Raw genomic sequence first — 15,589 nt, forward strand, 5'->3', positions numbered from 1 at the left:
CAGCAAGCCTTCGTGGTGAAGAGGGCTTGCCAATCGCCACTACTGATTTTCGGCGGGGGGCTGGGGGTTGTTATGGGTATCTTGCCTGATTGTTGCAATGGCTTCCTGTACGGTCGTCATGAATTGCGCGGGGAAAATAATGGTGGAATTCTTTTCCGTGGCGATTTCGGCCATAGTCTGGAGGGTGCGAAGCTGGAGGGCGACGGGGTGCAGGGCAATAATATCCGCCGCCTCGCCCAATTTCACCGCCGCCTGGAACTCGCCTTCGGCGGCGACGATTTTAGCCCGGCGTTCACGTTCGGCCTCGGCTTCTTTCGCCATTGCCCGCTGCATATTTTCGGGCAGCGTAATATCCTTAATTTCCACCGCCGTCACTTCCGCGCCCCAAGGTTCGGTATGGCCGTCAATGACATTTTTTATCTGTAAATTGATACTGCTGGTTTGAGAAAGCAATTGGTCTAGCGAAAACTGCCCGACCACATTGCGCACGGTGGTCTGGCTGATCTGGTTGACGGCACTGGTAATATCCTCAATGGCAATGACCGATTTTTGCGGGTCAATAATTTTGTAATAAGCGACGGCGGCAATGTCGATGGATACATTATCCTTAGTGATAATTTTCTGCGACGGGATGTTCATGGTAATGGTGCGCAGGGTCACTTTCGTCATCTGTTCAAAAACAGGGATAAGCAAAATCAGCCCAGGGCCGCGTACGCCAGTGACCTTGCCCAGAAAGAAAATAACCCCACGGTCATACTCCTTGACAATGCGGATTGCCATGAAAATCAGCATTAAGATGAAGAAAACGAGTACATTAACTAAAGACATACAGTACTCCTGTGGCTAAGCTGTCGCGAAGGACTGGATGCCTCCGGCTCACGGCTATTAGACCCCACAATCAAGCTAAAGTTTGTACAGGGTAGCTATTTTTCAAATTTTCGCCCAAGCCACCTGCAACGGCAAATCGCCTATATGCCTATACCTCCTATTTACAACAGACTTCCAGCAACTCGCCCTAGGCAGTCTCCTTAAGCAAAACCTCATATAATTTCTCCCCTAAAGCAAAATCATCCTCCCAATCAACATCGAAACCATACAAAGGCGGGGTTTCAAATAAGAAGGGGTTTTGGCCGACGCGGTCTTGCAGGGCAACCAGCAATGGCTGTTCAATCACAAACAAAGCGCTGTTGACGAGTTGTATCTTCTCCAAATCTTGGGTACGCGGCCAGCGTTTGATGGTGCTGTCATGACTAATCCATGCCCCGGAACGCAAAGCGAAGGTTTGCGCGACATCAACCGACATGAGACTATCGGCGCTGTGGTCTTGTTTGGCCTGAAAATACGCGTAAAGCGCCGCGTCATATAACGGCGCGTCAAACAGCGGCGAGGTGACATGAGTCCAGGCGATAATATCGGTGTCTACCGTTGCCCCAAGATAACCGATCAGACCTTGCAGGGAATCGTCAGCGGCATATTGGTCAGGCCGCCGATCAAGAATGATGGGTTTGTTCAAGGTTGGCCGCACTTCTTCAATATAGGCAATGACGACCGGGTCATTGGTGGTGACAAAAATATCGTCTATCGCTGTAGATGCGGTGAGCTGCTGTAGCTTTAACTCCAACAGGCCATGATTAAAGCCCGCAAAGGGGCGGGTGTTTTTGTTGACGACGCGCTGGCTACCCTTACGGCAGGGAATAATCGCAGTGACTTTGGCAGTGTTCATAGATGGATACCTTGGATAGATAAGGGGAGTAAAGGGCGGGTAAGTCTCTGTTATAGCGAATATTCCGGCAATAACTCATAAAGGTCAGGCAATACATTGATGACGGGCAAACCGGTTCCTTCAATCAGTAGCGACATCTCGGCGGGAGCCGCCGCAAAACGCCGCATATAGACAAAATCGCACCAGTGGTGGCGTTGCGCCGCCTCCAAATCCGCTTTGGCATCCCCGACAAATAATGCCCGGCGGGCAGATTTAGGCGCAAGAGCCGTTAAAATATCGGCTTTACTTTGCGGCGAACCATAAATGCCGGTGAAATAACCGCTCAGTGAGCGTTGCTCCATAACCCAGCGCAATTCCGTTTGGTCAGAACCGGAAGCGATATACACCGGCCCAAAGCCGGCAAGATAGACCAAGGTTTCGATACAGCCGGGCGTAAGCGGCACATCCAAATAAGCCGAGCGGACAATCGCCGCATAACGGTCAAGCAAGTGCTCAAGCTCGCCCGCTTCTGGCTCGCGTTCCAAAAATTTAAAAAAATCCTTAAATAAAACATACCGCGAACGGCCAAAATTACGGGCCTGATAAGCCGAAAAACGCGCGACAACGCCTTCAGGATAGGCAGCCAACGTAGTGCGGAAAGCGGCTATTTTCATAGTATTGGAATCAAGCAACACACCGTCGCAATCAAGTATGGTAAGGCTAGGCGATAACATGGCGGTCTCCTTTAACAGGCTTGTACCATCGCATACAGCGACCGTACCGGAATGCGGTATAAGGTCGGCGCAAGGCTGACTAAATACGGAACATTGGCGACCGCCAAATAATCGGCAATAGTGCTGGCATTCTCATCATGTTTGGCATGGGAAGACTCCCCATCATCAGCATAGCCGTCAAAACCTATCAGCATGACTTCATCGGCCCCGCATTCGACTGCTGCCGTTAACCCCAATTGCAAGGGGCTAGGCACGGAAACGTCGGCAATCTCCGTAATCAGGAACAGGGATGCCGGGTTCACTTGGCACACTTCACCGATTTCGGGAACACTGCCCGAAAAACGCGGCGGTGGGGCGATCACCCAGCAAGCAATGGCTTGTGCCAAAGTATGCAGGCGCGTTTCGGGTATCTTTTGGATTTCATGGCCGGACAGGGCAATACAATGCCCGTTTAAATCGGTGAAATAATCCGTCGATTTAAGGCTGGTATGTAAAATAACAGTATCATCCAAATCAAAATGTCCGATAGTCGAGGCCGCCCGCCGCGCACTTTCACCACTGCCGATCAGAATGAAACGGCTACGGCCTGTTGCCGCCGGAAAATCCGCCAGCTTAGCAAAAGCTTTGTCGTCCAGACTGCCTTGCACCACCAGCTTATTTTGCAAAGCCCCCATAACCACTGATGGGTCAAAACGGTCTTTAATCAGCCAATCCATCACCTTGCCTTGCTCCTGCCCGGACAAGCTGGAATACATATACGGCAAAGACGTTCCCCATTGGTAAAGTTCATGCAGTTTGGCCATTTTGTCCATAAACTTGCTCAGTTCAAAATAGGGGATTTCCGTACCCGTAGCAATACCGATATAGGTCAGCATCAGCTCGGTTTTCAGATTGCCGGCACCGCGCCCCATCCCCATAAACGTCGCGTCAATCGACAAACCTCCAGCCGCCAAGGCCGCCAAAGCATTGGCAAACGCCAAGCCCGCGTTATCATGACCATGAAAACCGACATTACCCGGAAAAATGGTGCAGGCCAAATTTACTGCCCGTCCCACCTCTTCAGGAAAACAGCCGCCGTAACTATCCACTAAGGCTAGGCAATCCAGATTATCAAGCCCTTGGAAAGGCGCCAGCACCTCTTCAACCCGATGGCTCCATTTGCTCAAGTGCATAATATTCAAGGCACAGGCAAAACCGTGGGCGACGACTTTTTCATGCAGACGCAAGGCGCGGGCTATTTCACCCGGTGCGACGGCAAAGCGGATCAAGTCAACAATCCCTTCAATATCGTCAAGAAAACCGTCGATGCTGTCTTCATGGACATCTTTGAGGTTAAACATCAACGCCAAACGTTGGTCAGGGCGTAACTGCTGTTTAGCTTCGCGCAACTGCTGTTGCGACAGGTAAAAATACTGGCCAAAATAACTGTCTTTTTCAGGGCTGCGGTAACCTATTTCAATATCGTGTATCGGGCTACGCGCGACCAGTTCCAAATATTCGCTGACAAAGTCCGCCGCAAACTCCCATTGGGTATAATAGCCGCCATCACGCAAGGTGCAGTCGAGTAGCCGCGTTTTGTTCGATAAGGTATTCATGGGCATAGACTCACAATTAAGGTTGGTCTTTATAGGTCTGCATGGTTTGCAAAACTTGTTCGAAAAACGGTGGCGTGTGTTTTTTACAACATTCAAACCGCTCAAAAATATTTCGGAAATCAATTTTCAGTTTGGCAGGGGATTTACCCGACGCAAACCGCGACTGGGGTGGCAATTGGTCTTTGCTGCAAGCCATGGCGGCGCAATAAGCCGCTTCGATATAACCTAACAGGTGGTGGCAATCGCTGATCTGGCCTAGCAACCAATTATTTTGTGGGTGCAATAAGTCGATCATGCCATAACGTCCGGCATTAACAGCACTGATGAACAAACTGGTGGCTTCGTCAAAACGTTGGTTCCAGACCTTAATCAAGCCGCCTTGGAATAACAGCAGGGTAAAATTTTGATGTACCATAGGATTAAAACCCGGATGGACAATCGTTTTTAAGGCCGTTTCAACCACATTACTGGCTTGGGCAATCGAGCCGACCGACAGCAACACCGTAGCTAACGCGCTGGAACAGGACACAAACCATCGGAAAGCAATGGCATCATGGGTCTGGACAACTTCCCGATATTGCCGATAGGTTGCATAGACGTTATCAAGCAAATCGCCCCGTTCGTCTAATTTGTCGGCAATACGGTAAGATAAGACCGTTATCAGCCCGCCGAAATTTTGATTTTCTAGCGGTATGCTCTTTAAGTACGCATAAGTCACGACAAACAAATCATCAGGCGAAAAATCCCGCGCCGAAGCGTTAAAAATCGTATGCGTCAAATAGGCATTATCATTAAGCTTATTTTTATTAAGCTGATAGCGCAAAAATACCGGACTAATATCCAAACTGTCACCTGCGACCAGCAAATAGGCTTTGGCTAGCGACGGGATATGAATAGCTTGAATCGGCACACTTAAGGTTAATTTGCCGTGCAAGCTAGTTTGGACATCAACGGCAACTAATGCCTCGCTACGGTCATGGCTGACTATCTTAAGTTCATATTGGCCAACCACAGCAGGATCGGACAGTTCCAATTCCAGCACAAATGCCAAGCCACGCACTTTAACAGCGGGTTGCTGGATGATGGTTATTGCATTCATAAACCCACCACACTTACGGTTTTGCTAACGCAAACTGGGTGGTTTTCACTAACGCCACCGCCTCTTGCCCAACTGCCAATCCTAATGTTTTTAATGAGCTGGTGGTGATAATAGACGTAATGATACCGGCGGCAGTATCCAGTTCGATTTCGGAAAGGACATCACGGGTGTGGATAGTCCGTATTTTGCCTTTAATTTGGTTATGGCCATTAACCTCAGACGTATTCATAAGCTTTTCCCTTAAGTAGTTGGATAGTTGTTGCACATAAGGACTAAAAGCAACAACAATGCCATATCAAAAAGAAAATAAAAATCAATGTGTTATTTTGTTTTATCAGAATAATAGGTGTTGATATATCAGCAGAAGCTGTTGATTTAGTGTTGATATATAAGCAGCAATCTGATTGAAGGTGATCGGATAATGCTAAGGTTTTTTGATAATCCGCAAAATGGACGTGCTATTCGTTTGGCAAAAAAACGCCCCAAGCACCCGACATACCCCGCTGCCTGTCAAGATAATGGGCTATTTTCAGCGACTGGTAAAAACTTAGACGATCTAATCATTTACCATTAACTTCAAATGATTAGCATTTAATATGACCGATTTTCAACAAAGTTATCCACAGAAAATGTGGATAACTTTTCCACCCCCGCACATTCTTTGTTTCTTCTGTGGACGTATACGGCTACACTTTGGGGTAACCTTGCTAAAATAATAGGTAAACCTAGCCTAACCACCTCCCATAAACACTAAAATACCCCACAATGCCGTTATGAAACTCGTATTTGCTTTGCGGATAAACGGTTGGATTTTATGCCTGACACTGCTGGCAATAACGGCGGCTTATGCCGCCGACCCCCAGCCTTATGCCGTGACTATTGCCAAAACTGGCGATACCGAGTTAGACGGGATGCTTGCGCAAGTCTGCACCTTAATCAGCCTCAAGGAAGTCGCTCCGGTTGGCTCGTTTGCCATGGTGGCACGGGCACGGGCGGATGTGGGACGGTTTACGGCGGCCTTGCAAAGTTTGGGCTATTACCAAGGCAAAGTGCAGGTGCGCATTGCCGACCGACCCTTAGATGACCGGGGCATTTACGACACCATTGACTACTCCCCCGCCAGCCCGCCTATACCCGTACAAATAACGGTAGAGCCAGGGGCATTGTTCCATGTCCATAATGCGGTTATTGAAGGCTCCGCCCCTAGTGAGGCTAAGCAATGGTTAGGCTTAAAGGCCAATGCCCCTGCCCGCGCGGCGGATCTCCAGCAAGCGGCGGAAAAATTAATGCTGGCCTTGCAAGATCATGGCTATGCCTTGGCAAAAGTCGAAGAGCCGATAGGGCAATTATTGCCTGACAGCCACGAGTTGGATGTAAGTTATCGCGTGGTGGCGGGTGAGCCAGTGACCTTAGGCAAGGTCAGTGTGCAGGGTTTGGCTAAGGTAAACCCGGCTTTTGTCGACCGCCGCTTAAAAATCGCCTCAGGGCAGCCGTTTAAATTGTCCGATATTGAAAAAGACCGCCAGAGCTTACAGGCAACCGGGGTTTTTTCGACGGTACGGGTGCGTTTGGGTGAGGGGCAGAACCCACAGAAACTCGATCTCCAACAGCATCTGCCAGTCACCTTTGTGGTCGGGGAAAGGTTACGCCATACTATCCATTTAGGGGCAGCATATTCCACCGATTTAGGGGGCAGCCTTAACAATTATTGGCAACATCACAACTTATTCGGTTATGGCGAACAGCTTAACCTGACCGCCGGAGTCACCCAGTTGGGCGGCAACAGTACCACCGGCGTCGGCTATAATGTCGCCGCCAATTTCATTAAGCCGGATTTTTTACAAATCGGCCAATCCTTACTGGTCAATGTGGCGAATATCCGGCAAAATTTAATCACTTATAATGAAGATGTGTTTCTTGCCGAAGTTCAGCTCAGCCGGAAATTAAGCCCTGTTTGGACAGGAACTGTTGGCATAAGCCCAGAGCAAGCGAGTATCACCCAACAGGGTGAGACCCGTGATTACACCCTAGCCAGCTTGCCGCTAAGCCTCAAATATGACAGCACCAACAATCTGCTAGACCCCACGCACGGCAATCTGGCGACAGCGGCGCTGACACCGATTGAATCCCTACAGGGGTCAGAACTGCATACTTTTGTGATTATGCAATTGTCGGCGGCCAGCTATCTGGATTTTCACACCGAAGGCCGGAGTGTCTTGGCCGTGCATGGCTTGCTGGGTAATATTGCAGGGGCAGGGCGCTTTGACCTGCCGCCGGATAAACGCTTTTATGCCGGAGGCAGCGCGACGGTGCGCGGCTACCGTTACCAATCCATAGGACCGCAATTTAACGACGGTAACCCCCAAGGCGGTAAGGGGATCGCCACCGCCACGGTAGAGTTCCGCCAACGTCTGTTTGAACATTATGGCGTAGTGGCATTTACCGATGCCGGACAAGTTAGCCCTGATACCTTGCTAGCCTCGGGCGATTGGCGGATGGGGGCGGGGTTGGGCCTACGCTATTACACCAGCTTCGGGCCTTTGCGTTTGGATGTGGCGTTACCGCTCAACCCACAATCCAATAGCGGTTCTTTTGAGCTTTATTTAGGTCTTGGGCAGGCGTTCTGATGCGTAAATATGTGTTTTGGCTCTTAGGTTTAATTTTCGGCTTGCCTTTGGCGGCCATCGTCTTGGTGCTGGTTGCCGCCAATACCTCAACAGGGCGGACATTTATCACCGATTCGGCCCATACCCTGAGCCAGCAGCGCTTAACCCTGTCTGAACTGACGGGGCATTTCCCCGAACAAGTGCGGGTCGGGCGGGTGATTTGGCAAGATAGCCAAGGTGTGCTGACCATTGAGCAATTACAAGTCGCTTGGCAACCTTGGCAATTATTCACAGGCCTGGCCGACATCCGACAAGTGGAGGCGGCGCATCTTAGTTTTGTCGCCACCCCGAATGCCCCCCCTCCGCCCCCAAGCCCGCCGTTTGATTTTGCTTCGCTCAACTTACCGCTAACTGTTAAGCTTGGGCAGTTACATATCGGGCAAATTGACCTGACGGCCATGAGCGGCCAAACCCTCGGTTTGACGCTGGATGGCCAAGCGCAGCTTCGCTCCTTGCAACAAGGTGATTTGCACCTGTCGGTCAAAGACACCCAACACCAAGGTAGCTATACCCTAACCAGCCATATTGACGCTAACCGCCTATCTGTGCAGGCTAGCGTACAAGAACCTGCACAAGGGCTGCTATCGCAACTGCTCAACTGGCAAGATGCCAAGCCCTTAGTGTTGGAAGCCAGCGTTGACGGCCCCTTAGACCAATTGACTACCCGGCTTGACCTTGATTGGGATTTGCTGAAAGCCAAAATGGCAGGCACATTCAACGCCAAAAACCAGCAAATCGACTGGCAAATCAACGCCCAATCCCCCGCCATGCAAGCCCATGCCGACTTAGCTTGGCAGCAATTGGCCATCAATGGCAAACTGCAAGGCGCACTGACCCAACCGACGCTGGATGGCCATATCGACATCCAAACCTTACGCGTTGCCAAAACGGTTATCAGACAACTGCACCTATTGGCACAAGGTGATAGCGGCCAACTGCACCTGAGCGGAACCTTAGCGGGGCTGACCTTAGCCGAAGGCCAGCAAGACGTTTTACAAGCCCAACCCATCAACCTACAGGCGGCACTGCGCATGGATCAAGCGGCGCATCCCCTGACGCTGGCGCTCCAGCATCCGCTGTTTAGCGTGACAGGCACTGCCGCCACCGCCCCGCCCAACGCTACCATGCAGGTTAACTTACCGCATTTGCAAGCCTTGGCGGCGTTGGCAGGGGTAGATATGGCAGGTACGGCCAGCGCCACCCTACAGGCACGGCAACAGGGTGACAAAACAGAAATCAATCTGGACGGGCAGGTGGCTATGACGGGCGGCCCGGCAGCGTTAGTCAATCTGCTCGGTAAACAAGCCGATTTTGGCGTTACCTTGCTCGCCAGTGTGACCGAACAAAGCTTATCGCGCTGCCAAGTGCGGGGCAAAGCCATCACCTTACAAGCCAGCGGCAGCTTGAAAGACCAACTGAGCCAATTGGATTGGCAACTGGGCATTAATGATTTGGGGGCGGTTATCGCCAAAGCGCAAGGTAAGCTAAACGCAAAAGGCCAGCTTAGCGGCCCACTAACCGACATGAGCGCCGTTGCCGAGATAAACGGCGAATTCGGCATGGGGGTTTGGCCGCGTAAACCGATCACCGCACAACTCAAAGCCGACCATCTGCCGCAGCAGGCCAGCGGCCAATTCACTGCCCACACGGTGTGGCTAGGTGCGCCGATGGAGCTGGCGGCAGAAGTCAAACCCTTACCGAACCAAGCCCGGCAGATCAGCATCAACCGTGCTGATTGGAAAAGCCTCCATAGCCAAGGCCTGTTTGTGCTGCCTCCCGCCAGCGCATGGCCAACCGGAACACTGGACATCAGCATCAAACGCTTAGAGGATTTGCGCGGCATTGTGGACGTGCCGATAACTGGCGCAGTAACGGCGAACCTAAAAACCAATCCCGCCAATAGCGCCGAGATCAACGTTACCTTACGCAGCCTCGGTGTCGCAGCAACTACCCGCATCGACCAAGGCAAGCTGACGCTAACCGTACAAAACGCATTGGCTAAGCCGCGCTTGCATGGGCAATTGGCTCTACAGGGCTTAACTGCCGGAACTCTGGCGGGTACTGCGCAAATGGATGTGGACGGCACTCTGGAACACCTGGCCATACAAGCCAGCAGCCATTTCGATAAGCCGCTGGATACCTCCGTAAACATCAACAGTACCGGCTTTTATTCGGCCAGCACCCAAGCCTTGGAACTGGCGACCTTAACGGCGCAGTGGCAAAAGCAAGAGTTACGCTTATTAGCCCCAGCCAGTATTAGCTTGGGCAAAACCCTTAGCGTCGCGCATTTACAGGCAGGTTGGGGCGAAGCCCGGTTGCTGGCCGACGGGCAGCTTAGTCCAGCTTTAGCACTCAACGCGCAAGTGCGGCAACTGAATCTTGATAGCGTCAAGTTGCTCATTCCCAGCCTGCCGATAAGCGGCAAAGTTTCGGCGGAAGCGCAATTACAAGGCAATCTATCCCAACCGACCGGAACACTGACCCTGAATGCCGAACAACTACGCCTTGTTGGCGGTAACGCCAACGCACTTCCCCCTGCCCACCTGAACACCACGGTTACTCTTGATGGCTTGCTTGCCCACCTACAGGCCCAGCTTAAAGCCGGAGACAATGCCAATCTGCAAATCACCGGCACTGCCCCGCTTAAACCGGATGGACTTTTGGACTTAAAAGTGAAAGGCTTACTGGAGCTAAAGCTATTCGATGCCTTACTCAGCACCAACGGGCGACGGAGCCGTGGCCAAATTAGCCTTGATGGCGGTTTGGCAGGGACATTAGCGCAACCACTGGTGACAGGCACCGCAACCTTAAACAAAGTGGAAGTGCGTGATTACGCCATCGGCGCGAACATCACCGCCATTAACGGCATCATCAGGGCAAAAGACCAGCAATTACTGATAGAAAAACTGGTAGGTACTGCCGGAGAAGGTACGGTTGCCGTGACTGGCAGCATTGACGTATTGAAGGCGGGAATTCCGGTCAACCTAAAAATCACCGCTAACAAAGCCAAACCCTTGGCAAGTGACCGCTTGGCAGTTGACTTAAACGCCGACCTGACCTTGCGCGGCTCGGCGACGGAACATTTGCTGCTATTAGGAGCGATTCAAATCAACCGCGCCGATATCCGCATTCCCGAACACTTGCCCGCCAATCTCGCCGTACTTAAGCTAAAAACCCCCGGCCAACGCGAAGTGCCCGAAGCCAGCACAGCACCAATGGATCTCAATTTAGTGATTACCGCCATTGACGAAATTTTTGTCCGAGGACGGGGGGTTGAAGCCGAACTGGCAGGTACAGTACAAGTACACGGTACTGCCAACGCACCCGAACCCGCCGGAGGCTTTAGCTTACGGCGCGGCCAATATAATTTAGCCGGCAAGACTCTGACGTTCTCACAAGGCCGGGTCAGTTTTGACGGCGGCAAACTGACTGACCCCTCGCTCAATTTCATTGTCACTAACACTAAAAATAGCTTTACCACCACCCTGACTATCGGCGGTACGGCCAGTAATCCGAAAATAACCTTAAGCAGCGTCCCCGAACTGCCGCAAGATGAAATTCTGGCCCGTCTGCTGTTTGGCCAAAGCGCCAGTAGTTTGAGCGTGCTGGAAATGGTACAAATTGGCTCTGCGGTAGCCTCCTTATCAGGTGCCACCTCAAGCATGGGCGACCCTTTGGATAAGATCCGCAGTAGCCTAGGCCTAGATAGGCTCTCGGTCGGCGGCCAAAATACCTCCCTGGAAGCCGGACGCTATGTTGTCCCAGGCGTTTACCTCGGCACCCGGCAAGGGTTAACGGGTACGCCACAAGCCACCATCCAAATTGACCTGACCAAGCACATCAAGCTGGAAGCCGCTGTAGGGGCGACCAGCAGCACCAGCAAAAACGCCAACCCTAACAGCTTAGGGATTATTTATGAATTTGATTATTAAAGCCGTTCGGCTTTGTGTAATACCCTATGCCTTGTTGGCGGTTCGTTGCTATGATAGCGATACCGTCACTCATTGAGCGATAAATAGTGGCGTGCAATGGCCTAACCGAGTGTGCCGACATTTAGCCCGTCATTTTCTCAATACCGGACTCTTCTAAGCTATTCTATCCCCTTACCAACCCTACCGCTAAGCCATGACCGCCATTGTTACCGACCCGCCCTTAAAAGCTCTGACCGGGCAGACCATCCGCCATTACGAAGCCAATGCCCAAGCCTTTTGGGAAGGCACCAAAGACCATGATGTCTCGCAAAACCTCGCCGCGTTTTTAGGGGCTTGTAAAACGGGCAGCAGCTTGGATATTCTCGACCTGGGTTGCGGGCCGGGGCGGGATGTGCGCTATTTCCAATCTATCGGCCACCGCCCCGTCGGCTTAGACGGCAGCGCCGCTTTTTGCCAAATGGCCGCACAACTGACCGGTTGCCCGATATGGCAACAAGATTTTCTCGACCTGGACTTGCCCGCCCAAGCCTTCGACGGCATCTACGCCAACGCCTCGTTATTCCACGTCCCACGGCAACGCCTACCGGATGTACTCGCCACCCTGCACCAAGCCCTAAGGCCGGACGGGGTATTGTTTACCTCCAACCCGCGCGGCCACGGCGAACAAGTACACGGACAACGCTACGGGCATTATATGGAACTGGCGGACAGCGCGGCATTTCTCAACGCAGCACGTTTTGGCATCGTAGAACACTACTACCGTCCCCAAGGCCTACCCTGCAACCAACAGCCGTGGCTAGCGATTGTCAGTAGGCGTTTGGGGTGAAGGGCTACTCGTGCAATGGCTAAAGACCATTGCACTCCGCTCAGAGCGGCCATCCCGTGGAGTGCAAAGGTCTTTAGCCTTTGCACAATGGCCTTACCCCCCCGTGCGGGCAAGATGCCCGCGCTCCATCATGGCAACCGCGCCTGTTTTGCAACAATGGATTACTTTTGTCATAATAACGGCTGACAATACCCCGACAACCGCCAAGGATGACCTATGTCCGCCCAAGCTTCGCCGCAACTGCTCCAAACCTACCATATCTTCCTCGCCTCCCCAGGGGATATGAATGACGAACGCCAAATGGTAAGGGAGTTCTTCCAAGACTATAACCGCACCACCGCCAACCACCAAGGGCTTGAGTTTAAGGTGATAGACTGGCAAAACTACAGCCATGCGGGTGTCGGCAGGGCGCAAAAGCTGATTACCGAACAAACCCTAACCCAGTACCAAGGCTCCTTAGTCTTACTGGTCGGCCTATTAGGCCAACGCTTTGGCACACCGACGGACATTTACGAATCCGGCACCGAAGAAGAGTTTCAAACCGCTATGAAGTTTCGGGCAGAGCAGGGCGGTTGGCCGGAAATAAAATGGTTTTTTCGCCAAGAGTGGGGCAAACAAGGGCCACCAAATAATCCCCAGCAGTTAATGATAGCCAGCAATCAATGGCAAAAAGTCCTCGATTTTAAAAGCCAACTGCAAACTAAAAAGCCGTTATTCTTAACCGCAGACTTTGCCAGCACAGACGATTTTAAAGACATTTTCAGTCATGACCTGCTGCTTTGGCTACACGACCCCGCCCGCCCGTGGCACAAACAAAAAAACCTCCCCAGCCCAGATCCCGCACTAACCGCCCAAGACTCCCCTTACTTGACGGTTTGGCTTAAGCTGGTACGCGATGAATGCGCCCAATTGCCCTTACCAATTCTGGACGGGCGTATGGGCATGGCCTCAGCCTCGCCGATTGAATTGCCGGATATTTTTGTGCCGTTAAAAACCATTCCCCCCAGCAAAACCTGGCAAGAAACCACGGCGGAGACTATCGCTTTAGCCCGAACAATGATGCAGGACGGGCAACAAGATCCCCAACCGATTTTAGACCTGTTGCAAGACCAACGCTTGGCGGTGGTGATTGGCGACCCAGGATCAGGCAAATCAGCGTTAATTAACCAACTCACTTGCCTGTTGCTCACCGATAATCTTACTCACCTCCTGCCCGATTCTTTACAAGGCCGCATCCCCCTGCGCATCATCCTACGCCGCGTACAAATCCCCGCCCACCTTGACGCGACCGCCCAAGGCCAAGCCGCTTGGCTTTGGGAGAGCGTCAAAGCCGACATCCGCGCAACGTTAAGCAATAGCCAACAGGCAGAACATCAGGCAGAAGCGGTATTCAGCACCTTACAGCACCAACTGATGCAGCCTCCAGGCGGTTTAATCCTGTTGGACGGTTTAGACGAAGTCCCCGCTGCCGACCAACGCCGGGTGCATTTATTACAGGCGATCCGCGCCTTAGTGTCGTCATTGCCGACACATACCCGTTTTATCATCACCGCCCGCCCTTATGCCTATACCGACCCCTGCTGGCGGCTGAAAGGATTTAGCGAGTTTTTCCTGACCCCCTTTGATAAAGAGCAAAGGACACAGTTTATTAAGGGCTGGTATAACACCGCGCGTAGCCGTTTTGCCTTATACGCAACCGACCTTAAACAACGGGTAGAAGATTTGCTGGATAGGGTCGAACACCAGCCGCATTTACAAGAGCTGGCCGAGCGGCCTTTATTGTTGACCCTGATTGCCATTTTACACGCCAGCGGTGGCCGCTTACCCGAAGATAGGGTCAAACTCTACGAAGAAAGCGTCGATTTATTGCTCTACCGTTGGCGGCAAGAGGCGTTTCGGGATAGCGACGGACAACAATTACGCTTGGATAAAAAAGACCTGCTGGCTTGCCTGCAAAGCCTTGCCTATAACGCCCATAAGGCACAACAACAGCAACAGGCCGATAATCGGCACACGGCAGATATTAGCACGGCGGCGATCTATACGGCTTTTGACCCTACCCGCCAACGCCTATACGTCTTGGCGGGTTTGGCGTTAATGGAACTTAACATCAGCAAAACCGATGCCTTAACTAAACCCGTGCGGCAAGCGCTAGTCAAGCTTTTGGCGGATGCCCAAGCCTTAAATGTCAGTGAACGTGCAGAAGCGGGGCGGGTGTTATCGGGCTTAGGCGACCCGCGTCCGGGGGTAGGCCTTAACCCCCAAGGCTGGCCGGATATAGATTGGGTGAAGGTGCCTGGAGGTGTGGTGGTTTTGGAAGATAAGGCAGGTACTGTTCACGTCACGCCATTCTGTCTGGCCCGTTATCCGGTCACCAACGTCCAATTCCAAGCGTTTCTTGATGATGCGGACGGCTACACCAACCCGCACTGGTGGAAAGGATTGGATGCAACACCCGGAACACCTGAACTACCGCGCTGGACAGAGGCCAACCACCCTCGCGAAAGCGTGTCTTGGTTTGAGGCCATAGCCTTTTGCGCTTGGCTGTCGGCGCGGCTAGGCTACACAATCACCTTGCCCACCGAAGGGCAGTGGCAACAGGCGGCTTGTAGCGCCCAGGCGGGCTTTGTTTACCCTTGGGGCAAAAAATACCTGACAGGCTTTGCAAATATTAATGAAACTATAGGCAATGCCGGTCCACATTGTTTGGAACGGACGACTGCTGTGGGTATTTACCCGCAAGGCGATTCCCAGCAAGGCATTAGCGATTTGAGCGGCAATGTCTGGGAATGGTGTCTGAACAGTTATGAAGATCCCAGCAACACGGCATTATCAGGGACGTTTTCCCGCATGTTGCGCGGCGGTGCTTGGGACATCAATCAAATCAGCACATATGCCTCGTGTCGCAGTTTTCACTTCACACCCAATTTCAGCCACAGCCCTATCGGTTTTCGTGTGTGCTGTGCGTCACCCATCTGAACGTTGTCCACTGAATCCTCCGCCGCGTTAGCGGCGGGCGATTTTTTTTGCAGGAC

At 52.1% G+C, this 15,589-nt stretch carries 10 protein-coding genes; 4 read left to right on the forward strand and 6 right to left on the reverse strand.

The annotated features are described in order from the left end of the window. Nucleotides 1–39 precede the first annotated feature (39 nt). The 6 genes from AADEFJLK_RS19930 to AADEFJLK_RS19955 form a co-directional block, all read right to left on the reverse strand. Nucleotides 40–828 carry an SPFH domain-containing protein gene (locus AADEFJLK_RS19930; protein ID WP_088618627.1) on the reverse strand — a complete coding sequence of 263 codons (789 nt, stop codon included), beginning with the start codon at nt 826–828 and terminating at the stop codon, nt 40–42. 187 nt (nt 829–1,015) lie between these two features. Further along, nucleotides 1,016–1,723, reverse strand: coding sequence for an acylneuraminate cytidylyltransferase family protein (locus tag AADEFJLK_RS19935; protein ID WP_088618628.1), 708 nt, complete (start codon nt 1,721–1,723; stop codon nt 1,016–1,018). A gap of 50 nt (nt 1,724–1,773) precedes the next feature. Next, complete coding sequence (locus tag AADEFJLK_RS19940; protein ID WP_088618629.1) at nt 1,774–2,436, reverse strand: HAD family hydrolase; 663 nt, start codon at nt 2,434–2,436, stop codon at nt 1,774–1,776. A gap of 11 nt (nt 2,437–2,447) precedes the next feature. Further along, nucleotides 2,448–4,031: a beta/alpha barrel domain-containing protein gene (locus tag AADEFJLK_RS19945; RefSeq protein ID WP_157679030.1), complete on the reverse strand. Its 1,584-nt coding sequence runs from the start codon at nt 4,029–4,031 to the stop codon at nt 2,448–2,450. Nucleotides 4,032–4,047: 16 nt separating this feature from the next. Further along, a complete protein-coding gene (locus AADEFJLK_RS19950) occupies nt 4,048–5,130 on the reverse strand; it encodes a hypothetical protein (RefSeq protein WP_088618631.1) in 1,083 nt (360 codons plus the stop codon). A gap of 13 nt (nt 5,131–5,143) precedes the next feature. Then, on the reverse strand, nt 5,144–5,359 hold the full coding sequence (locus tag AADEFJLK_RS19955; protein ID WP_088618632.1) for a TOBE domain-containing protein: 216 nt from the start codon (nt 5,357–5,359) through the stop codon (nt 5,144–5,146). A gap of 544 nt (nt 5,360–5,903) precedes the next feature. Here AADEFJLK_RS19955 and AADEFJLK_RS19960 point away from each other — a divergent pair. The 4 genes from AADEFJLK_RS19960 to AADEFJLK_RS19975 all read left to right on the forward strand — a co-directional run bounded on the left by AADEFJLK_RS19960 (nt 5,904) and on the right by AADEFJLK_RS19975 (nt 15,533). Beyond that, nucleotides 5,904–7,757, forward strand: coding sequence for an autotransporter assembly complex protein TamA (locus AADEFJLK_RS19960; protein WP_103975507.1), 1,854 nt, complete (start codon nt 5,904–5,906; stop codon nt 7,755–7,757). Continuing rightward, the gene (locus AADEFJLK_RS19965; protein ID WP_103975508.1) at nt 7,757–11,728 is read left to right on the forward strand and encodes a translocation/assembly module TamB domain-containing protein; all 3,972 of its coding nucleotides are present in this window, start codon (nt 7,757–7,759) and stop codon (nt 11,726–11,728) included. The genes AADEFJLK_RS19960 and AADEFJLK_RS19965 overlap by 1 nt, the downstream gene beginning before the upstream one ends. A gap of 193 nt (nt 11,729–11,921) precedes the next feature. After that, on the forward strand, nt 11,922–12,554 hold the full coding sequence (locus tag AADEFJLK_RS19970; RefSeq protein WP_103975509.1) for a class I SAM-dependent methyltransferase: 633 nt from the start codon (nt 11,922–11,924) through the stop codon (nt 12,552–12,554). A gap of 216 nt (nt 12,555–12,770) precedes the next feature. Then, nucleotides 12,771–15,533, forward strand: coding sequence for an SUMF1/EgtB/PvdO family nonheme iron enzyme (locus AADEFJLK_RS19975; protein ID WP_103975510.1), 2,763 nt, complete (start codon nt 12,771–12,773; stop codon nt 15,531–15,533). Nucleotides 15,534–15,589 lie beyond the last annotated feature (56 nt).

The organism is Methylovulum psychrotolerans (assembly GCF_002923755.1).
In the GTDB taxonomy this organism is placed as follows: Bacteria; Pseudomonadota; Gammaproteobacteria; order Methylococcales; family Methylomonadaceae; genus Methylovulum; species Methylovulum psychrotolerans.

Excerpts from the sequence above, each read along its gene's own strand:
- AADEFJLK_RS19970 (WP_103975509.1), top strand. The coding sequence starts at position 11,922 with ATGACCGCCATTGTTACCGACCCGCCCTTAAAAGCTCTGACCGGGCAG.
- AADEFJLK_RS19935 (WP_088618628.1), bottom strand. The coding sequence starts at position 1,723 with ATGAACACTGCCAAAGTCACTGCGATTATTCCCTGCCGTAAGGGTAGC.
- AADEFJLK_RS19960 (WP_103975507.1), top strand. The coding sequence starts at position 5,904 with ATGAAACTCGTATTTGCTTTGCGGATAAACGGTTGGATTTTATGCCTG.
- AADEFJLK_RS19945 (WP_157679030.1), bottom strand. The coding sequence starts at position 4,031 with ATGAATACCTTATCGAACAAAACGCGGCTACTCGACTGCACCTTGCGT.
- AADEFJLK_RS19965 (WP_103975508.1), top strand. The coding sequence starts at position 7,757 with ATGCGTAAATATGTGTTTTGGCTCTTAGGTTTAATTTTCGGCTTGCCT.
- AADEFJLK_RS19975 (WP_103975510.1), top strand. The coding sequence starts at position 12,771 with ATGTCCGCCCAAGCTTCGCCGCAACTGCTCCAAACCTACCATATCTTC.
- AADEFJLK_RS19955 (WP_088618632.1), bottom strand. The coding sequence starts at position 5,359 with ATGAATACGTCTGAGGTTAATGGCCATAACCAAATTAAAGGCAAAATA.
- AADEFJLK_RS19950 (WP_088618631.1), bottom strand. The coding sequence starts at position 5,130 with ATGAATGCAATAACCATCATCCAGCAACCCGCTGTTAAAGTGCGTGGC.
- AADEFJLK_RS19940 (WP_088618629.1), bottom strand. The coding sequence starts at position 2,436 with ATGTTATCGCCTAGCCTTACCATACTTGATTGCGACGGTGTGTTGCTT.
- AADEFJLK_RS19930 (WP_088618627.1), bottom strand. The coding sequence starts at position 828 with ATGTCTTTAGTTAATGTACTCGTTTTCTTCATCTTAATGCTGATTTTC.